We start from the raw sequence: 19,834 nt of genomic DNA on the forward strand, positions 1-19,834 counted from the left end.
TCACGACGCCCCCAGCAGGCGGCCGTCGTCCCACCACGACGGCGTCTGGTCGCACACCGGCGTGATCTCCAGCAGGGTCACCTCGTGCCGGGCCAGCGTCAGGTCGAGCGTGACACGGCCGTTGACGACGGGCAGCGCGCGGTGGCCGCGGACCGGTTCGGCGGCCTCCCGCAGTGCGTCGAGCTGCCCGGAGGTGGGTGAGGCCGGGCGACCCATCGCCCGCCACGCCGTCCACGCGTTGCCGCGTTCCTCGTCGACCGACGAGCGCATCAGGAAGGCCGACGATCCGGTCATCGGCGCCGACAGCCGCAGGGAATGCGAGGACGGTGAATTCCGCAGATCCTCGTGGTCGACCGGCGCCCACGCGAGAACCGTCACCCGGCCGGTGGAATCGGAGGTCATCAGATGATGCGGGCCGCGGGACAGGATCTCGTCGGCCATGCGCGCCATGAACGCGTACAGATGGAAGGTCGGCTTTTTGACCTGCCGATGGGTGAGCAGGCCGAACCCGCCGTGGAACAGCGCGACCGGAATGCCCTCCTCCTCGAACATGTCGCTGAACGTCCAATAGGAGAACGAGTCGGCGTGGTCGCCGCCGGAGGCGACCACCGGCGCCAGATAGGCGGCGTGAAAGGCCGTGTCGTGGATCGGGTTGTCCGGACGATAGGACGAGTTGAATTCGGTGATGTGCACCGGCAGTCCGGCCAGCCGGGTGCCGGCCAACTGTTGACGTGGGAGCGCGAACTGGTCGAGCAGTCGCGAGGCCGGGGCCAGCGTCTGATGCGTTCCGAACGGCACGTGCTGAGCCGGACCCGAGGTGTACGCGTGCCGGCTCACGAAATCGACCGGAACGTCCCGGGCGACCACGAATTCGGCGAACGTCTCCAGCCACTTGTCCGAGCCGGGCGAGATGGCCGGGCCGCCGACCTGCAGCTCCGCGTCCACGTCCTTGATCGTCATGGCGCTGATCTCGTACAGCCGGTGATAGGCGTCGGCGTCCGCGCCGAGCCAGAACTGGGTCAGATTCGGCTCGTTCCACACCTCGATCGGCCATTGCCTGACCTCGGCCAGGCCGTATCGGTCGACCAGGTGGGTGACCGTGTCCCGGACCAGATCGGCCCACGCCGACCAGGAGCGCGGCGGCGTGATGTTGCCTTTCCACCAGAACACCGTCTGATCACCCGACGCGAGCCCGTCCGGCATGAAACCGAGCTCCAGGAACGGCCTGACGCCCAGTTCCAGGTACGCGTCGACGACCTGGTCCAGATAGGTGAACGAGTGCCGCACGTGCTCGTGGCCGAGGTGCGTGAACGGCCGGTGGATGCCCATTCCGTCGCTGAACAGGCCGTGCCCGCGCATGTGCCGGAACCCGATCTCCCGCTGGACGAGAGCGAGCGAATCCTGATAGTCGCGGCGCAGGGCGAGTTCCATCCGGCCGGTCCCGACACACGCGCGCCAGGCGGCCGGCAACCGGCTCACCCGTGCGCCTTCTTGTAGCGCTCGTACGCCTTGTTCACGATGTCGACGTACTTGGCGGAGTTCTTGCCCTCCAGCTCTTTGACGTAGGCGTCCCATTCCGACAGCGGCCGCTGCCCGAGCGCGAACTTCAGCGTGTTCTGGAAGACGTGGTCCTTGAGGCCGGAGTCCCAGAGGGTGACCTGCTCGCGTTCCTCGATGGTCAGCGGCGCGGGCGGCGGCGGCGGCAGGATCTGCCGTTTGTTCATCTCGGTCTGGAACGCCTTCTCCTCGTCGGAGAACTGCGAGTTGAGCATGGCGGTGCTGCCGCCGTACGCGAAGACCCCGTTGAAGAACCCGAAGTCGACCTGCAGATCCTTGGCGGCACCCGGGTTGAGGCCGGCCCACTTGATGCCCGGGTCCAGTTTGAACGTGCCGTCGTCGACCTTGCCGGAATAGGTCTGGCCCTCGATGCCCCACTTGCTGAACATCAGGCCGGCGTCGGAATACCAGAGCCAGTCGATGAACTGCATCATGGCCACGAAGTTCTTCGACTCCAGGGCCTTCTTGGAGATCATGATGCCGTTCTCGAGGCGGGTCTCGCCGGGCAGGGTGGCACCGGCCGGGCCGATCGGCAGGATCATCTTGGCCACCGTGGCGCCGGGCAGCTTGGCGATGTCCTTGCGGGCCTCGTTCACCACGGTCTGCGCGTTCGCGCTGATCACGAACGACTTGCCGGTGGCGAACTTCTGCCGGGCGACGTCGTCGGTCTGGGTGAAGCTCTCCGGGTCGAGCAGGCCCTCCTTGACCAGCGTGTGCACGTATTCGAGCATCTGCCGGTACTGGTCCATCGCCCCGGTGAAGACGAACCTGGTCGCGGTGGCGTCCCAGTACATCGGATTCCAGCCCCAGGCGGCTTTCGTGCCGTACGCCCGGCCGATGAGATTGAAGAGGTTGTTGGCCCCCGGCTGTGGGGGAGTGCTCCAGCGGTCGGACAGCGGGTACTGGTCGGGGTAGGCCTTCTTCATCTCGCGCAGCACGCCGGTCAGGTCGTCCCAGGTCTGCGGCGCGGTCAGGCCCAGCTTGGTCATGATGTCGGTGCGCACCGCCAGCGAGTAGTCCTGCCAGACGTTCTCGTGCAGGCCGGGGAGCAGGTAGTACTTGCCGTCCTCGGCCTTGAACCCGTCCAGGTTGCCCTGCAGGTTCCAGCGGGCGACCTTGTCCTTGAAGTGCGGCATCAGGTCGACGTAGTCACTGACCGGCAGGATCGCCCCACCGGCGATGAACGCCTCCTCGTCCGGGTGGTAGGTCTTCGGGATGATGAACGGCGCGTCCCCGGCGCTCACCACCACGCTGCGTTTCTGGTTGTAGTCACTGCCCGGTACGGCCGTCGCCTCCAGCGTCACATTGGTGCGGGCGGTCAGCTCCTTGAAGAACGGCCAGTCCGCCTTGTACGGGTAGGCCGGGTTGCTCAGCATCATGATCGGAAAGGTGACCGGCTCGGTGGCCTTGAACTGGTCACCGACCTTGAAACCGTCCATCGCGCCGGCCCGCTTGTCGTCGGTCGACGTGTCGCCGCCGTCGTCGCTGCAACCGGCGAGCCCGGCCACGGCAGCGGCACCCGCGGCGGTCAGGAGATGACGTCTGGTCAGCTGGATCATGGGGGAGGACTCCTAGCCTTTGACGGCGCCGAGCATGACGCCGGAGACGAAATATCGCTGGATGAAGGGGTAGACGAGCATGATCGGCAGCATGATCAGGACGATCGTGACGGCCTGGATGCTCGCGGCGATCTGCAGTGCGGCCTCGCTGGTGGCGGTGTTGTCGGTGCCCGAGGTCGCGCCGGCGATCAGGTTGCGCAGGTAGACGGTGACCGGGAACAGCTCCTGCCGGTCCATGTAGAGGAACCCGGCGAACCAGGAGTTCCAGAAGCTCACCGCGTAGAACAGCAGCATGGTGGCGAGCACCGCCTTGGACAGCGGCAGCACGATCCGCAGCAGCGTGCCGTACGTGCCGGTGCCGTCGACCGCGGCCGCCTCCTCCAGTTCGACCGGCAGGCTCTCGAAGAACGCCTTCATCACGAGCAGGTTGAAGACGCTGATCGCGTTCGGCAGCACGATCGCCCACAGGGTGTTGCGCAGGCCCAGTGAGCTGACCAGCACGTAGTTGGGGATGAGGCCGCCGTTGAAGAACATCGTGAACACCGCGATCCCGACCAGCAGGCCCCGGCCCTTCAGGTTCCGCTTCGACAGCACGTACGCGTAACAGGTGGTCAGGACCAGCGCGATGGCGGTGGCCACCACGGTGTAGAACACGGTGTTGCGGTAGTTGGTCCAGAACATGGCGTCGGACATGACGCGTTCGTACGTCGTGAGGTTGAAGCCTTTCGGCCAGATGCTCACCTGGCCGGACCGGATCTCCTGCTCGCCGCTGAACGAGCGGGCCACGATGTTGACGAACGGGAACAGGGTCACCAGCACCACGAGCGTCAGCACGAAACCGTTGACCAGCTGGAACACCCGGTAGCCCCGGGTCACGCCTACCACAGGCTCGTCCCTGCCACGCGACGCGACAGCGAGTTGGCGCCGAGCACCAGCGCCAGCCCGATCAGCGACTCGAACAGTCCGATCGCGGCGGCGTAACTGAAACTTCCCGACACGATGCCGACGCGGTAGAGGTACGTGGAGACGACATCCGCGGTCACGTAGGTCAGCGGGTTGTAGAGCAGCAGGATCTTCTCGAACCCGACCGCCAGGAACGTGCCGATGTTCAGGATCAGTAGCGTGATCATGGTCGGCCGGATGCCCGGCAGGGTCACGTGCCAGGTCTGCCGCCAGCGGTTCGCGCCGTCGACCCGGGCCTGGTCGTACAGGTCGCTGTCGATCGTGGTCAGCGCGGCCAGGTAGAGGATCGTGCCCCAGCCGACGGTCTGCCACACCTCCGACGACACGTAGAGGGTCCGGAACCAGCCCGGTTCCTGGATGAACGCGACCGGATCCTGCCCGAACGCGCGCAGACCCTGATTGATCACACCGTCGATCGAGACGGTCTGCAGGATCAGGCCGGCCACCACCACGATCGACAGGAAGTGCGGCAGGTAGGAGACGGTCTGCACGAAACCCTTCAGCCAGCGGGTCCGGACCTCGTTCAGAAGCAGGGCCAGGATGATCGGCAGCGGGAAACAGAACAGCAGCGTGAGAGTGCCGATAACCGCCGTGTTGGTGAAGACCTGCCAGAACGTCGGATCGGCGAGGAACATCCGGAAATACCGGAGCCCCACCCAATACTCGCCGAGCAGATCGCCGCCGGGCTCGTACCGCCGGAACGCGATCACGTTCCCGAGCATCGGCAGATAACGAAAGATCAAGAAGAACAGCAGCGGGAGTACGGCCAGCGAGTACAACTGCCAATCCCGGCGCAGAGCCTGCGCCCAGGACCGGCGACGCGGCCGCAGTGGGGTGTCGGGTGGGTCTTCAGTGGACTGGGGTGGGCTTGCCTGGGCTGTCAGCATGAGCCAGCCTTCCGAAACTTTCATCGAAGGACCGGGATGTATGGCGGCGAACCTAAGTCCGTTACGAATCGATGTCAAGCCTGCTGGGAACGCTCATCGGATGGCGATCAACAGTGGACTACATCGATCTTTCAGGGTTAGGGTGCGTGCAGGTTCGAGCGAAACCTCATTCGCAACTACCGATGGTGGTGCGTGATTTTCGATGACGAAGTCTGACGGGTCCGCGACCATCGCCCTCATCGCGAGTGACGTCGGGGTGTCGGTGACGACGGTCTCGAAGGTGCTCAACGGACGCTCCGATGTGGCCGCCCGCACCCGGGAGCTCGTCGAGGCCAGCCTCCAGCGGCACGGCTACCGCCGGCGCAGCCGCCGCCCGCCCGCCGTCACCGGGCACGTCGACCTGGTCTTCCACGAGTTCGACACGGCCTGGGCCATGGAGGTCATCCGCGGTGTCGAGGAGGTCACCTCGCCGGCCCGGGTCGAGCTGGTGATCTCCCAGCTCGGCGGCCGACACCGACCGCCCCGGCACTGGGCCGACGACGTGCTGCACCGCAGTCCGCTCGGAGTGCTGCTGGTGCTCTGCCATCCGACCGAGTCGCAGCGGCGGTTGCTGGCCCGACAGCGGATCCCGTTCGTCGTCCTGGACACCGACAGCGCCACCGCGGCATCGGTCCCGACCGTCGGTTCGAACAACTTCAACGGCGGCCTGCTCGCCACCCGCCACCTGATCGAACTCGGCCATCGCCGGATCGCCGTGGTCTCCGGCCCGGCCGACGTGCTCTGCAGCCGGGCCCGGGTCGCCGGCTTCCGGTCCGCCCACGACGAGGCCGGTCTGCCCGTCGACCCGGCGTTCGTGCGGTACGGGGCGTTCACCGGGCAGGCCGGATACGAGCACGGGATGCAACTGCTCGGCTCCGCCGACCGGCCGACCGCGGTCTTCGCCGGCTCGGACACCCAGGCGATGGGCATGATCCGGGCGGCCCGGCGGCTGGGCCTGGCGGTTCCGGCCGACGTCTCGATCGTCGGGTACGACAACGTCCCGATCTCGGCGTGGGCGGCGACCCCGCTGACCACGGTCGACCAGCACGTCGCCGACATGGCCGGAACCGCGGCCCGGATGCTGCTCGACCTGGCTCGCGGAATAGACGTCCCGACCACCCGGATCGACCTGGTCACCGAGCTGATCGTCCGCGAGACCACCGGACCACCCGCGTCGCCGTCGGCCGGGCCCCTGCCCGCTCCCGCGCCGTCGGCCGGGCCCCTGCCCGCTCCCGCGCCGTCGGTCTCGCCCTCGCCCGCGGTCTCGCCCGCACCCGCACCGTCCGTCTCGCCGTCGCCGTCGCCGTCGCCCTTCGCTTGAGGATCGCCATGGCCGCTTTTGATCTGCCGCTCGACCGGTTGGAGCGGTATGTTCCCGACCTGGTGGAACCCGATGATTTCGACGCCTTCTGGGCGAAGACCCTCGACGCGGCGGCCGGACCGGTCGTCCTCGACGTCCGCCCGGAGCCCAACGAGCTGGCCCTCTTCGACTGCTGGGACGTGACGTTCGGCGGCTTCGACGGCCAGCCGGTCCGCGCCTGGTACACCCGCCCGGCCGCCCGCTCCGACGCGCTACCGGCGGTCGTCGAGTTCGCCGGCTACGGCCGCGGCCGCGGGCTGCCGCACGAACGCCTGACCTGGCCCGCGGCGGGCTACGCCCACCTGCTGATGGACAACCGGGGGCAGGGCGACCTCTACGGCTGCGGCGGCGACACCCCGGACCCCGTATCCGGAACGGCGATGGGCGGCCCCGGTGTGGTCACCCGCGGGATCCGGTCCCCGCACGACTACTACTACCGTCGGCTGATCACCGACGCGGTCCGTGCCGTGCTGGCGCTGCGCGAACTGCCCGGCGCCGACCCGGCCCGCATCGCGGTGATCGGAAACAGTCAAGGCGGTGGTCTGGCCCTGGCGGTGGCCGGTCTGCTCCCCGATCTGGCGGCGGTCCTGGTCTCGGCGCCGTTCCTGTGCCACATCCGTCGGGCCGTCGACCTGACCGACCTCGCTCCCTATGGCGAGATAGCCACCTACCTGTCCGTCCATCGGGACGCCGAGCCCGAGGTGTGGAACACGCTGTCCTACATGGACGCGGTCCACTTCGCCCGCCGGGCCACGGCCCCCGCCCACTTCGGCATCGGCCTGCGGGACACGGTCTGCCCGCCGAGCACCGGTTTCGCCGCCTACAACAGCTACGCCCCGGCCGACAAGATCATGCACACCTATCCGTACAACGGCCACGAACACGGCGACGCGGTCCACGTACGCCGTCAGCTGCGCTGGCTCGCCCCGCGCCACTAGGCTGCCCGCCATGGTGATCAACGGGCCGGGTGCGGCGCTGAAGACTCGGCACAGTGTGGACCAGATGGTCGCCTTTCGTCGGGCCGACGGCCGGCTGCGGTTGCTGGTGGTCTGCGCCGATGCCTCGGTCCAGGTGTGGGACCCGGTCAGTGGCGAGCCGGCCACCACGTTGCACCAGGTGCGGGGCGCCAACGACATCGCGGTATGCCGGCGTCCGGGACGTGAGCCGGTGCTCGCGGTCGCGACCGACGACGGCGTGGAGTGGTTCGACGCCGTCTCCGGCGACCCGTGTCGCTGGCCCACGGTGGACGACACCCACTGTCGTCTCGCCGTGGGCCGGGGTGGTGAGGTGCTGTACGCCGCCGGATTCTTCCCGCCGGCACCGGTCCACCGGTGGGACGCGACCACCGGCACGATGCTTCCGCCCCTCGGCCGCCATGACGACCATCTCGTCACGGTCGCGGCCCTGACCCGGTCCGGCGGCACGGACATGGTCGTCACGGCCGGCTGGGCGGAGGGCATCCAGCGCTGGGACGCGGTGACCGGTGCGACGTGCGGGCCACCGCTGCTCGGTCACGACGCCTTCGTCCACGAACTGGGCGGCCTGCTCCTGCCCGGCGGCGATCTCCTGCTGGCGTCCCTCGACGGCGACGGCGAGTTGCGGCGTTGGGACGCCGAGACCGGCGAACCGGTCGGCGCCGTGATCGACGGGCTCGGGCTCTCCGGCCTCGGCCGTAATCTGCTGATGATCAACGCCGATGGCCGGCCCCGGATCCTCGTCACGAGTGACGGCATCATTCGTCAGTGGGATGCCGTCACCGGCGTCGCACTGGCCGACGTCGCCGAGGGCTACGGCGCCGTCCTGCTCGACCTCGACGGCGTCCCGACCATCGCGGCCGGATGCGACGACGGGATCCGGCTGCATCCGTTGCCGCGCTGAGCGGGGCCGAGCGGCCACGGCCTCGGGCGGGACGGATGCCGTCGCTCAGGCGGTGAGCGGGGCCGGGCGTGGGCGGGCCGGGTGCCGTCGGCTCAGGCGGTGAGCGGGGCCGGGCGCGGGTGGGTCGGGTGCCGTCGGCTCAGGCGGCGAGCCGGGCCGGGCGTGGGCGGGCCGGATGCCGTCGGCTCAGGCGGTGAGCGGGGCCGGGCGCGGGCGGGACGGCTGGGTGGCCAGCGGGATCGTGATGGTGACGACGGTTCCGGCGCCCGACGGGTTGTCGGCGGCCGTGATGGTGCCGCCGTGTCGTTCGGTAATCCGTTTGCAGATGGCCAGGCCCAGACCGGTGCCCGCGTAGTCGGAGGTGCGGTGGGCCCGGTGGAAGTTCTCGAAGACCGCCGCGTGCTGGCCGGCCGGGATGCCGATTCCGTTGTCGGCCACGCACACCCGGATGTCGTCGCCGTCGGCCGTCGCGTAGACCGTCAGCCGCGGGACCACACCCGGAGCGGTGTACTTGATCGCGTTGCCGATCACGTTCTCGAAGAGCTGGCGCATCAGCGCCTCGTCGGCCCGGACCACCGGCAGCGAACCCAGCGTGATCCGCGGGACGGGGGCGCCCGTCGACTCCGCCTGGTCGACCCGGGCGGCGGCGATGTCGGTGATCAGCGGGCTCAGGTCGACATCGGTGAGTTCCAGGCGGCCGTCCCGGGCGGTGGTGTAGTTCAGCAGGTCGTTGATCAGGTTGCGCATCCGGGCCGAGGCCCGGCGGATCCGGGTCACGGCCGGACCGGCCCCGGGGACGTCGATCAGTTCCTCGGACCAGCCTTCGACGGTGGTCAGCGGGTTGTTCAGGTCGTGGGCCACCACACCGGCGAAGGCGGTCAGCTCGTCACGTCGGCGCCGCTCGGCGGTGACATCGGAGAAGACCGTCACGGCGTACCGGATGCCATTGATCTTGTTGGGCATCAGGGTGGCGTGGACCGCGAGTGTCCGGCTCTGCGGGACGGACGGGTTTCGCACCACGATGTCCATGGCATGGGGTTCGCCGGTGGCCAGCGCCCGCTGGTACGGAAACTCGCCGTCCGGGACGAGAGTGCCGTCGGTGCGGTAGAGGCCGTAGAAGGCACTCTCCCGCATCCGGTCGGAACCGCTGGTGACCCCACCGAGCAGATCGCGGGCGGCCGGGTTGCGGAGCAGGAAACGGCCCTCGGCGTCGATCACGGCCAAGCCCTCGGTCATCGAGTCGACCACGGTGCGCAGCATCTCGGCCTGGTCGGTGGCCTCCCGCCGGGCGGTCCGCAGATCGTCGACCAGGTGGGTACGCTCGTCGCGCCCGAGGGCCACGGCCAGCCCGACGACCGCCACCACACCGACGAACAGCTGCACCACCAGGGCGCGGGCCGGATGTGACGGGATCGAGGCGAACGGGCCGTCGCCGTGCAGGGTGAAGATCACCGCGAGGCTGCCGAACAGCAGGTCGTGCACGATCACGAACGTCGTGTGCAGCCGCAGACCGGCCCAGACGGTGACGACCAGCAGCGGGAACGCCAGCGGCAGGCCGTGCCGGAACCCGAACGCCACCGAGTAGGCGGTGACCGACACGACCAGCAGGGCGACGTATTCGGCGCGGTGTGACCAGGACGTCCGCTGCCAGGCCTCGCACAGGGCGGCCCGGCGGCGGCCCGGGTTGCCGGTCCAGTAGCGGTGCAACAGGAAGCCGATCCGCAGCCCGGCCGCGCCGATCAGCAGCATGCTCGCGGTGTTGCGGGTCAGCCACACCGCGGTCGCCGCCACCGAGTAGTTTCCGGTGATCAGCCACAGACCGGTCGGACCGATCAGCGCACCGACGGCGGTGCTGATCGCGGAGATCGACAGCAGTCGCCACAGGTGCGGCAGCCGGGAGATCGCCTCGGCGCCGCCACCGCCCCACAGCTGCGGCAGCCAGCGCCCGAACAGCCAGGCGAACACCGCGGCCTGGGCCAGATTGGCGAGCACGAAGAATCCGGCGAGCCCGGCCGAGGCGCCGGTGGCCGTGTTGATCGCCATGGTCACCGCGGCGAGCAGGGCCACGTCCAGGGCGAACAGCCGCGACCGGCGCTGCGCCACGAACCACACGGCGGCCACCCCGGCGGCCGGCCAGATGAGGCTCAGGTTGGTGTGATCCATAACGGTCAGCCGCCCGACATAGGCGGCGACCAGGTACAGGACGGCGAAGGCGGCCGAGCGCAGCGCCTCCGCACGCACCCCGAGCCGAGGCGCCGGCGCGAGACCGATCCCCACCTCGCCGTTTCCCGTCACTCCCTGCCTTTCGGCAGACGACCCAGAACCAAAAGCATTCGGCGGTACGGCCATCGAGCCCTCCGGTCGCGCAAAAGGCTGTCGGCCCGCACCGCCGATCACGAAGAGCCCCGGAGGCCACGCCCCGCAACGAGGGCGATCACGCTCCAGCCCCGCACCGCCGAGCGCCAGCGCCCAGCATGGCCCCGTCCCGCCGCAGATCGGTCGCCCGGCGGCACGACGTGGACCCTTCCCGCCGGAAACGATCGCTCGGCGGCACAGGAGGGCTGCTTCCCGGCCGTTTTAGCAGCTGTGCAGTGCCGCCGGCCCGCTTCCCGACCGTTTTAGCAGCCGTGCAGTGCCGCCGGCCCGCTTTTCCGACCTCTGAAGCAGCTGTGCTGTGCCGCTGGCCCGCTTTTCCGACCTCTGAAGCAGCTGTGCTGTGCCGCCGGCCCGCTTTCCGACCGCCGATGCAGCCGGGAAGCAGCCACCCTGTGTCGCTGAGCCCCGGAGCGACGTGCCTCCCCGTCGAGTGCCGAACGTGACGGCCTCCCTCGCCGACACGGTCCGCGACGCCGCCCGGCGGTTGGAGTGGGCAACCGGCACGTGAGGACGGCCGGCGGTAGGAGCGGGCAACCAGGACGGCCGGGTGCCGAGGACGTCGGCGACGACTCGCGGTGTGGGTGGACCGCGAGCCGTCGCTCACCGTGGGGGACTGCTGGGGATGGCCCGGTCGGGCGGTGGGCGTACCGCTGCCGGGGTCAGATCTTGGCGCCGACCGACGGGTTGTTGGACGGGACCAGGAAGCTGGAGGAGCGGATCGAGCCGTCGGCGGCGCGGGCGCCGGTGATCGTTGAGGCGTCGGTGCTGGTCAGGGTCCAGGTACCGCCGATGTTCCAGGAGTTGCCGGATGCGGTGGACGAGCCCAGCGCGACCGCCGTGGTGTTGCCGACCGCGAGGTTGGCGGTGAGTTTCGAGGTCGAGCCGCCGTCGACGTCGAAACCGGTCTTGGTGTTCTTCCACGCGGTGCTGCGGGTGATCGTGATGGCGCCGGTGTTGCCGTTGTCGGTGAACCCGTGCGCCGCGTTGCTCCAGGCGAACGTGTTGCCGACCGCGTGCGCCGCGGCCGGTCCGGTGCCGCTGCTGCCGCCCAGTTTGAAGCCGTTGCCGTCGCCGGAGAAGTTGGGGATGCTCCACCTGTTGTAGCCGTTGCCGTAGGCGAGGCTGTTCTGGATCGTGATCGGCGAGCTGAAGCTCCACGCGTCGAAACCGTCGTCGACGTTGTTCCACAGGCGGGCGCCGCGGACCACGTTGCCGGTGCCGCTGCCCTCCTTGATCCCGAGACCGTCGGCGCTCTCGCCGTTCTTGCGCGGGTCGCGGTTGCCGTACGAGTCGAGGTTGACGATCAGGTTGTTCGCCGAGCTGTTCTGCAGCTGGAAGCCGGTCTCGTAGTTGTCCCTGGTCACGAGCCGTTCGAAGGTGTTGTTGTTGCAGTTGGCGCAGTAGATCCCGTACGGCCCGTTGATGATCTCCAGGCCGATCAGCCTCCAGTAGGAGGCCTCCATGTGGATCGCCCCGCGCTGGGCGGCCGGGATGGTCGAGCCGACCGCGCCGGGTGTGTAACCGAGCGCCTCACCGTCGATGATCACCTTCTCGGTGCCGTACGCGGTGAGGGTGATCGGTGCCGACGACGTGCCGCTCTTGGTGATCTGGATGTTGGAGCCGAGCGCGTACGTGCCGCCGCGCACCGCGATGGTGCCGCCGGCCGTGATCAGGCTGACCGCTTTCTGGATCGTGGCGAGTGGCGCCGCCTGGGTGCCGGCGTTGCCGTCGTTGCCGCCGGGTGCCACATAGAGCGTGGTGGCGGCCGATGCGGGCACCTGGAATACAGCGGACAGGACCACTCCGGTGATCGTCGCGGTCAGCACATTCCGCAATTTCATGGGGATTCTCCTGGTGGGGACGGGGGAGGCGCGACAAGGGGGAATGCGCTTTCCCGCCCGGACCGTACGACACCCATCGGAACAAGTCAATCGGTCATGGTTCACGATGGGTGCACTGCAACAATCCTGCAAACGCGAAAGCATTGACGCCCTCGGATGGCCGATTTTACTGTCGGCCCAAGGTTTCGCGGAGATTACGCAGCCCATTCCCGCTTTTATCGCACGCGACCCGCGGCGAGGACTCCGCGCGCCCGTCCCCGTTCCCCCAACGGCGCAAGGACGAGAAGATGAGACGAGCTCGATGGTTCACCGGCAGTGTCGCGGTGGCCGCCTCCGCCGTGCTCCTGAGCGCGGTGTTCAGCGGTCCGGCCCGTGCCGAGACTCTCTTCGGCGACGATTTCAACGACGGCGACGCGGCCGGCTGGAGCCGTAACGGCGGCGCCTGGTCGGTCGTCGGCGGCGTCTATCAGCAGACCTCGACTAGCGGCACCGCCCGGGCGCTGGCCGGCACCACCTCGTGGACCGACTACACCGTGCGGGCGAGAGTGAACACCACCGGAACCGCCGGGGTGGCCGCCCGCGCCACCTCGACCAGCCAGTACTACACGCTCGTGGTCACCGCCGCGGGCACCGCCCAGCTCCTGCGGGTCTCCGGCGGGACCGCGACCAGTCTCGGCACCGCGCCGGTCGGCGCCGGAACGTGGCGCACCCTGGCACTCACCGTGCGCGGCAACACGCTGACCGGGCACGTCGACGGCATCCAGGTGCTGTCGGCCACCGACGGCACGTTCGGCTCGGGGCGGATCGGGTTGGTCACCACCACCTCGAATGCGGGCTTCGACGACGTCACCGTGGACACCACGGCGCCCGGGCCGGGCCCGTCGACCTCGCCGACGTCACCGACCCCGCCGCCGCCCGGCGGATGCGCGGTCACCGGCACGGCGACCGGGTTCGCGGCCGGGACGACCGGTGGCGCGGGCGGGCCGACCGTGCAGGTGGACACCGCCGCCGAGTTGCTCTCGTCGATCGCCACGACCGGCCCGCTGACCATCTGCGTGGTCGGCACGATCACCCTGCCGGCCGGCATGTACGACGTGACCAGCGACAAGTCGATAGTCGGGGTCGGCGCGACGGCCGGGATCACCGGCGGCGGCTTCAACATCGGGCTGCCGGTGTCGGACGTGACGGCACCACCCGCGAACGCCGTGCACAACGTGATCGTCCAGAACCTGTCGTTCCGCAACGCCAGTGACGACTCGATCAACGTGCAGATGTTCTCGCACCACGTGTGGATCGACCACAACGACCTGGCGCAGGGCTACGACGGGCTGATCGACGTCAAGCGCGGCTCGTCGCTGGTGACCGTGTCGTGGAACCACACCCACCAGCACACCAAGAACATGCTGCTCGGCCACGACGACGCGAACGGCGCGCAGGACACCGGGCGGCTCAAGGTGACCTACCACCACAACTGGTTCGACCGGACTCCGCAGCGCAACCCGCGGGTGCGGTTCGGTGAGCCGGTGCACGTCTACAACAACTACTACGTGTACAACACCGACACCGGTGTGGCCTGCCAGAACAACGCGGGCTGCGTGGTCGAGGGGAACTACTTCGAAGACGTCGAGGAGCCGGTCACCAACACGTACGCCGGACCGGCCGGCCGCTGCGTGGCCCGCAACAACGTCTTCGTGGGCGAGTCGGGGGCCCCGGACTGCAGCGGAACCGTCCAGGAACCGTCCACGTACTACGCCTACACCCTCGACGACCCGAATCAGGTCAAGTCGATCGTCACCGCCGGCGCGGGCGTGGGGAGACTGTGATGCTGCATGGACTCTTCGCGGCGCTGCTGGCCCTGCCGGCCGTTCCGGTCACCGCCGCGACCGCCGACGGCTTCGCGACGGGTACGACCGGGGGAGTGGCCGGTCCGACCGTGACCGTCACCACCGCGGCCGAACTCGCCCGGTACGCCGGTGCGAACACCCCGTACACCATCATGGTCAGCGGCCGGATCACGGCGAGCGGCATGATCACGGTGGTCGCGAACAAGAGCATCCTCGGGGTCGGGTCGACCGCTGAGATCACCGGTGGTGGCCTGCAACTGGGCACGACCACCCGGCCCGGCAACAACGTGATCATCCGGAACATCAGGTTCAGCAACGCCTCGGACGACTCGATCAGCGTCACCAACAAGGCGCACCACGTGTGGATCGACCACAACGAGTTCCTGCCCGGCTATGACGGCTCGCTGGACATCAAACGGCAGTCGACGAACGTGACCGTGTCCTGGAACCGGTTCGCCGGGACCGACAAGACCATGCTGCTCGGGCACTCGGACACGTACACCGCGGACGTCGGCTATCTGCGGGTCACCTATCACCACAACTATTTCGAGGGCTCCAACCAGCGGCATCCGCGGGTGCGGTTCGGTGAGCCGGTGCACGTCTACAACAACTATTACCGCAACATCGGGTTGTACGGGATCGCGTCCACCGAGAACGCCGGGGTGGTGGCCGAGGGCAACTACTTCGAGAACGTGCCCTACCCGTGCCACTCGACGGGTGGTTACGCCGAGAGCAACCCGGGCCGGCTGGTGCAGCGGGCCAACGCGTTCGCCGGCTCGGGCGTCTGTGAGGCCGGCGGAACCGTGGTCGAGCCGTCCACCTACTACTCGTACTCGCTGGACCCGGCGACGTCGGTCCCGTCGCTGGTCATGGCCGGCGCGGGCACAGGGAGGATCTGATGCACGGCATTCTGGCAGCGCTTCTTCTCGGTTCCGGCCTGGTGAACCCGATGGCGGCCGCCGCCCCGGACGGGTTCGCGGCCGGCACCACCGGCGGGGTCGGCGGGGCCACCGTGGTCGTCGACACGACCGACGAACTGCTGACCGCGATCGACACGGTCGGTCCGCTGGTCATCCAGGTGTCCGGGACCATCGCGATCACCAGTAAACAGGGTGTCCGCCCGAACAAGACGATCGTCGGCCTCGGCTCGAACGCCACGATCACCGGCGGCGGCTTCGACTTCTACAAGTCGTACAACGTGATCGTCCGGAATCTGACCTTCGTCGACGCCGAGGACGACGCGATCAATGTCGGTCAGCAGTCGCATCACATCTGGATCGACCACAACACCTTCGTGCGCCCGGTCGACGGGTCGATCGACATCGTGCGCGGTGCCGACTACGTGACCGTGTCGTGGAACCACTTCGCCGGTACCGACAAGAGCATGCTGATCGGCCACTCCGACGGGGCGTCCGGCACCGACGTCGGCCATCTGAAGGTGACCATCCACCACAACTGGTTCGACGGGTCGCGGCAGCGGCATCCGCGGGTCCGGTTCGGTGAGCCGGTGCACGTCTACAACAACTACTTCGACGGCAACGAGCTGTACGGCATCGCGTCCACGATGAACGGCGGTGTGGTGGCCGAGGCCAACCACTTCGCGAACGTGCCGTACCCGTGCTTCTCCACCGGCGGGTACGCCGACAGCGGGCCGGGCCGGCTGGTCCAGCGGTCGAACGTGTTCACCTCGTCCGGCGCCTGCCAGGCCGGCGGGACCGTCGTCGAACCGTCCACCTACTACTCGTACACGCTGGATCCGGCCTCGTCGGTCCCGTCGCTGGTGTCGGCGGGCGCCGGGGCGGGCAGGATCTGACGGCCGGACATCAGCTCCGGCAGCAGGGTGTCCCGCAGCGTCTCCAGGGCTCGCGTCTCGGTGCGCAGGGCGGCCATGTGCGTGAACGCCGCACCGGCCCGCGCACCGAACGCGGCCAGACGCCGCGGATCGGGCACGGTGATCCGGAAGTCGGCGGCGTCGGCGGCGTTCACCCGCTGCCGCCCCGACGACCCGGCCATCTTGCGTACCGCGTGATCCCGGAACCGCACGTCCCGGGCCAGGAAGTACGGGAACTGCGGCGGCACGCCGGGCCGGGCCCGCAGCACGATGAACTCGGTCGACCCGGTCGCCGTCTCGTCGTCGTCGAGAAAGTCGACGTAGCCGGTCTTGCCGTTCTCCAGGCACGGGGTGATCCGGGCCAGCAGCGTGTCGCCGTTGCGGAACCGGCTGCCACCGCGCGGCGGACGGCGTGACCACGAGCGGATCCCGGCGACGTGGGTGGGCAGGGCGGCCATGTCGACGTACGGCGCACCGTCGCGATCCGGTCGCGGTGTCCGCGGGTTGAACTCGACCAGTTCGGTCACCGGCACGGTGCCGCCGCCGGTGACCGCGAGGGCCTCGAACGCGGCCCGCAGCAACTCCTCGTAGGCGGTCACCACCCGGTCGTTGATCTCGATCTTGTCGTCCAGCGCGGACAGCACCGCCACGATCCGGCGCTGGTCGGCCAGCGGCGGCACGCGCAGCAGTTCGGCGTCCAGGAACCGCCCGAACTGGAAGTTCGCGATCCCGGTCGACTGGTTCTCGTAGTCGCCGGCCCGCCCGGACAGATACATGTCCCGCAGGCCGTAGTAGGCGTACCGGGCGTCGACCACGGTCGTGTCGAAACGGACGAGGCGGCAGAAACTCGCCGGAATCACCGGATGCTCGAACGCCGGCAGCACATCCGGACCGATGAACAGCGCCCGGCCGGTGCTCTGGCCCCGGGCGGCGCTGCCGCCGGAGATCTCCAGCAGGACGTCACCGGGCCGCACCCGCCGCGGTTCGATCAGGGTGCGTTTCTCCCAACGGCGCGGGACCGATTCGGTACGGCCGGAGCGCACCGCCGCGAAGTCGGTGCCCCGGATCACCGCCACCGGGGCGTGCCCGTCGGTCTCCCGGTCGGCGCCCCAGCCACCGCCACGAGCGAAGAGCACCAGGTCACGGTACGGACGACGGGTCACGGCAGATCCCGGAGGCGGTCCCGGAGCACGTCCTCCCGGCGGCGCGACTCGTCCAGGCACGCCTCCAACTCCTTCGTCAGGCGGGCGATCCGGTCGGGCAGCGGCTCGGCGGCCGGGTCGGTGCCCGGAGTGCCCACATACCGCCCCGGACTCAGCGCGTGGTCACGTTGCCGGATCTCGTCGAGGTTCGCCGCGTAGGCGAAGCCGGGCGTGTCCTCGTACGACATGGTGGTGTTGATCGTGGGGTTGCGCCAGGCGTGGAAGGTATCCGCGACGCGCATGACGTCGGTGTCGGTCAGCACCCGCTCGGTCCGGCCGGTCATCGTGCCCAGCCCGCGCGCGTCGATGAACAGCACCTGCCCGCTGCGCTCACGTTTGTCCCGGGACAGGAACCAGACGCAGGCCGGGATCGCGGTCGTGCGGAACAGGTTCGGCGGCAGCGCCACCATGCACTCCACCAGGTCGTCCTCGACGATCGCCCGGCGGATGCCGCCCTCACCGGCCGGCCGTGACGACATCGAGCCGTTGGCCAGCACCACACCGGCGCGGCCGGTCGGACCGAGTTTCGCGATGATGTGCTGCAGCCAGGCGTAGTTGGCGTTGCCGCGCGGGGGCAGCCCGTACCGCCAGCGCGGGTCGTCCTGGCGCCGCGGCCAGTCGCTCATGTTGAACGGCGGGTTGGCCAGCACGAAGTCGGCGAGCAGAGCCGGATGCCGGTCGTCGGTGAAGGTGTCCGCCCAGCGGTCGCCGAGGCCGTGCGGATCGATGCCGTGGATCGCCAGGTTCATCTTCGCCAGCCGCCAGGTGCGCTCGTTCGCCTCCTGCCCGAAGACGGTGATCCGTTTCCGCCGGCCGGCCTGCACGAACATGCCGCCGGAGCCGCAGCACGGGTCGTACACCCGGCCGTGGTCCGGCCGCAGCATCTCCACCAGCAGTCGCACCACGCTGGCCGGGGTGTAGAACTCGCCGGCCCGTTTGCCCTCGGCGCGGGCGAACCGTTCCAGGAAGTACTCGTACACCTCACCCAGCACGTCCTGGGCGTCCCCGGTGAACCGGGCGTCGCCGATCACGCCGACCAGCTCCCGCAGCCGGTCCTGGTCGACGTTGTCCCGGTCGAAGATCCGCGGCAGCACCCCGGCCAACGCCGGGTTCGCCCGCATGATCGCGTCCATCGCGGCGTCCAGCGGCGCTCCGATCCGGTCGCCGGTGTGCGCGGCCAGGTGCTCCCAGCGGGCGTCGGCCGGCACCTGGAACACGCTGCCCGCGGTGTCCGAGACGTACTTGAGGAAGACCAGCCCGAGCACGAACTCCTTGTACTGGGCGGCGTCGATCGAGCCGCGCAGCTTGTTCGCCGCCTTCCACAGGATGTCCTGGATCAACTCTGGTCCGTTCTGTCGCGGGGGAACCCGTACCGTACGTCGAACCGAGGGGGTGACCCGGCACGTACTACCCGGCGGCACGCGGGCGATTTCACCTAACGGAAATCCGCGCCGTGTCAGAATCGGGCCGTAATCGGTGGGAAGACCTGGTCTTCCGGACCGTTCCGGTGACGACGGTCGATGAAATACGCTGGCATTGTCGCTCGCCGCGGCAACGATCGATGGACAGGGAGTGCGCGTGTCCCAGGACCGGGTGAGCCGACATCAGATCGAGACCCGGGACGACCGTGTCCTCACCTTCGAGGTGACCGGTCATCCGGACGGCTCACCGGTGTTCCTGCTGCACGGATCGCCCGGCAGCCGGATCGGCCCGCGCCCACGCGGCAGCGTCCTCTACCGCCTCGGCATCCAGCTGATCAGTTACGACCGGCCCGGCTACGGCGGCTCCACCCGCCATCCGAAACGCTCGGTCGCCGACGCCGCCGAGGACATCGGGGCCATCGCCGACGGGCTCGGCCTGGAGCGGTTCGCGGTCGTCGGCCGGTCCGGCGGCGGCCCGCACGCCCTGGCCGCGGCGGCCCGGCTGCCGGAGCGGGTGAGCCGCACCGCGGTGCTCGTCGGGATCGCCCCGTCCGACGCCGAGGGCCTCGACTGGCTCAACGGCATGACCGACGGCAACGTCCGGGAGTATGAGACGGCCGACAACGATTGGCCGAAACACGTCGAGCGGCTCCGACTGCTGGCCGACCGGGCCCGCCGCGACCCGGAGTTCATGGTCGACAATCTGCGCCGCCAGATGACCGCCGCGGACCGGCAGGTGGTCGACGACATCGCGATCCGGCGGCTGCTCACCGAGACGTATGTGGAGGCGTTCGCCCAGGGCCCGTTCGGCTGGATCGACGACGTCGCCGCGTTCCGGTCGGCGTGGGAGTTCCAGCTCTCCGAGGTCACCGGCGAGGTGCTGATCTGGCACGGCGCCGACGACAACTTCTCGCCGGTCAGTCACGCCCGCTGGCTGGCCGAGCAGATCCCGCAGGCGGAGGTCCGGATCCAGGCGTCGACAGCGCACTTCGGCGCGGTCGAGGTGCTACCCGAGGTGCTGCACTGGCTGGTCGCCGGGCGGCCGCTGGTGGCCGCCCGGCACTGACCCGGTCACG

The 19,834-nt window shown here is 69.3% G+C and carries 15 protein-coding genes; 7 read left to right on the forward strand and 8 right to left on the reverse strand.

The features are described from left to right. From Q0Z83_RS08375 to Q0Z83_RS08390, 4 genes are read right to left on the reverse strand one after another with little or no spacing between them, the layout of a single operon-like run. Window positions 1-1,479: a GH39 family glycosyl hydrolase gene (locus tag Q0Z83_RS08375; protein WP_317793244.1), complete on the reverse strand. Its 1,479-nt coding sequence runs from the start codon at window positions 1,477-1,479 to the stop codon at window positions 1-3. Further along, window positions 1,476-3,116: an ABC transporter substrate-binding protein gene (locus Q0Z83_RS08380; RefSeq protein ID WP_317793245.1), complete on the reverse strand. Its 1,641-nt coding sequence runs from the start codon at window positions 3,114-3,116 to the stop codon at window positions 1,476-1,478. The genes Q0Z83_RS08375 and Q0Z83_RS08380 overlap by 4 nt, the downstream gene beginning before the upstream one ends. 12 nt (window positions 3,117-3,128) lie before the next feature. Beyond that, a complete protein-coding gene (locus Q0Z83_RS08385; RefSeq protein WP_317793246.1) occupies window positions 3,129-4,001 on the reverse strand; it encodes a carbohydrate ABC transporter permease in 873 nt (290 codons plus the stop codon). After that, a complete protein-coding gene (locus tag Q0Z83_RS08390; RefSeq protein WP_317793247.1) occupies window positions 3,995-4,966 on the reverse strand; it encodes an ABC transporter permease in 972 nt (323 codons plus the stop codon). The genes Q0Z83_RS08385 and Q0Z83_RS08390 overlap by 7 nt, the downstream gene beginning before the upstream one ends. 202 nt (window positions 4,967-5,168) lie before the next feature. Here Q0Z83_RS08390 and Q0Z83_RS08395 point away from each other — a divergent pair, with 202 nt between their 5' ends. From Q0Z83_RS08395 to Q0Z83_RS08405, 3 genes are read left to right on the forward strand one after another with little or no spacing between them, the layout of a single operon-like run. Continuing rightward, window positions 5,169-6,326 carry a LacI family DNA-binding transcriptional regulator gene (locus tag Q0Z83_RS08395; RefSeq protein ID WP_317793248.1) on the forward strand — a complete coding sequence of 386 codons (1,158 nt, stop codon included), beginning with the start codon at window positions 5,169-5,171 and terminating at the stop codon, window positions 6,324-6,326. A gap of 8 nt (window positions 6,327-6,334) precedes the next feature. Continuing rightward, window positions 6,335-7,303: an acetylxylan esterase gene (locus Q0Z83_RS08400; RefSeq protein WP_317793249.1), complete on the forward strand. Its 969-nt coding sequence runs from the start codon at window positions 6,335-6,337 to the stop codon at window positions 7,301-7,303. A 10-nt stretch (window positions 7,304-7,313) separates the two neighbouring features. Further along, window positions 7,314-8,243, forward strand: coding sequence for a WD40 repeat domain-containing protein (locus Q0Z83_RS08405; protein ID WP_317793250.1), 930 nt, complete (start codon window positions 7,314-7,316; stop codon window positions 8,241-8,243). A gap of 186 nt (window positions 8,244-8,429) precedes the next feature. On the opposite strand, the gene Q0Z83_RS08410 is transcribed toward Q0Z83_RS08405, so the two are convergent. Further along, window positions 8,430-10,520 (reverse strand): ATP-binding protein, encoded by a 2,091-nt coding sequence (locus Q0Z83_RS08410; protein WP_317793251.1) that lies wholly within the window; start codon window positions 10,518-10,520, stop codon window positions 8,430-8,432. A 758-nt stretch (window positions 10,521-11,278) separates the two neighbouring features. Then, a complete protein-coding gene (locus Q0Z83_RS08415; protein WP_317793252.1) occupies window positions 11,279-12,460 on the reverse strand; it encodes a right-handed parallel beta-helix repeat-containing protein in 1,182 nt (393 codons plus the stop codon). 287 nt (window positions 12,461-12,747) lie between these two features. On the opposite strand from Q0Z83_RS08415, the gene Q0Z83_RS08420 reads away from it, so the two are divergent. The 3 genes from Q0Z83_RS08420 to Q0Z83_RS08430 are packed head-to-tail and all read left to right on the forward strand — an operon-like array spanning window position 12,748 to window position 16,117. Then, entirely contained in the window at window positions 12,748-14,283 is a 1,536-nt protein-coding gene (locus tag Q0Z83_RS08420) for a pectate lyase family protein (RefSeq protein WP_317793253.1), read from the forward strand. Between the two features lie 2 nt (window positions 14,284-14,285). Then, window positions 14,286-15,203 carry a pectate lyase family protein gene (locus tag Q0Z83_RS08425; RefSeq protein WP_449701864.1) on the forward strand — a complete coding sequence of 306 codons (918 nt, stop codon included), beginning with the start codon at window positions 14,286-14,288 and terminating at the stop codon, window positions 15,201-15,203. Next, window positions 15,203-16,117: a pectate lyase family protein gene (locus tag Q0Z83_RS08430; protein WP_317793255.1), complete on the forward strand. Its 915-nt coding sequence runs from the start codon at window positions 15,203-15,205 to the stop codon at window positions 16,115-16,117. Before Q0Z83_RS08425 ends, Q0Z83_RS08430 begins: the two co-directional genes overlap by 1 nt. On the opposite strand, the gene Q0Z83_RS08435 is transcribed toward Q0Z83_RS08430, so the two are convergent. After that, complete coding sequence (locus Q0Z83_RS08435) at window positions 16,042-17,298, reverse strand: restriction endonuclease subunit S (protein WP_317793256.1); 1,257 nt, start codon at window positions 17,296-17,298, stop codon at window positions 16,042-16,044. The two genes, Q0Z83_RS08430 and Q0Z83_RS08435, sit on opposite strands and share 76 nt — an antisense overlap. Continuing rightward, window positions 17,295-18,677, reverse strand: a complete 1,383-nt coding sequence (locus tag Q0Z83_RS08440; protein WP_317793257.1) for a class I SAM-dependent DNA methyltransferase — start codon at window positions 18,675-18,677, stop codon at window positions 17,295-17,297. Before Q0Z83_RS08440 ends, Q0Z83_RS08435 begins: the two co-directional genes overlap by 4 nt. 238 nt (window positions 18,678-18,915) lie before the next feature. Here Q0Z83_RS08440 and Q0Z83_RS08445 point away from each other — a divergent pair, with 238 nt between their 5' ends. Next, window positions 18,916-19,824, forward strand: a complete 909-nt coding sequence (locus tag Q0Z83_RS08445; protein WP_317793258.1) for an alpha/beta fold hydrolase — start codon at window positions 18,916-18,918, stop codon at window positions 19,822-19,824. Window positions 19,825-19,834: the final 10 nt, after the last annotated feature.

Source organism: Actinoplanes sichuanensis (assembly GCF_033097365.1).
GTDB lineage: Bacteria > Actinomycetota > Actinomycetes > Mycobacteriales > Micromonosporaceae > Actinoplanes > Actinoplanes sichuanensis.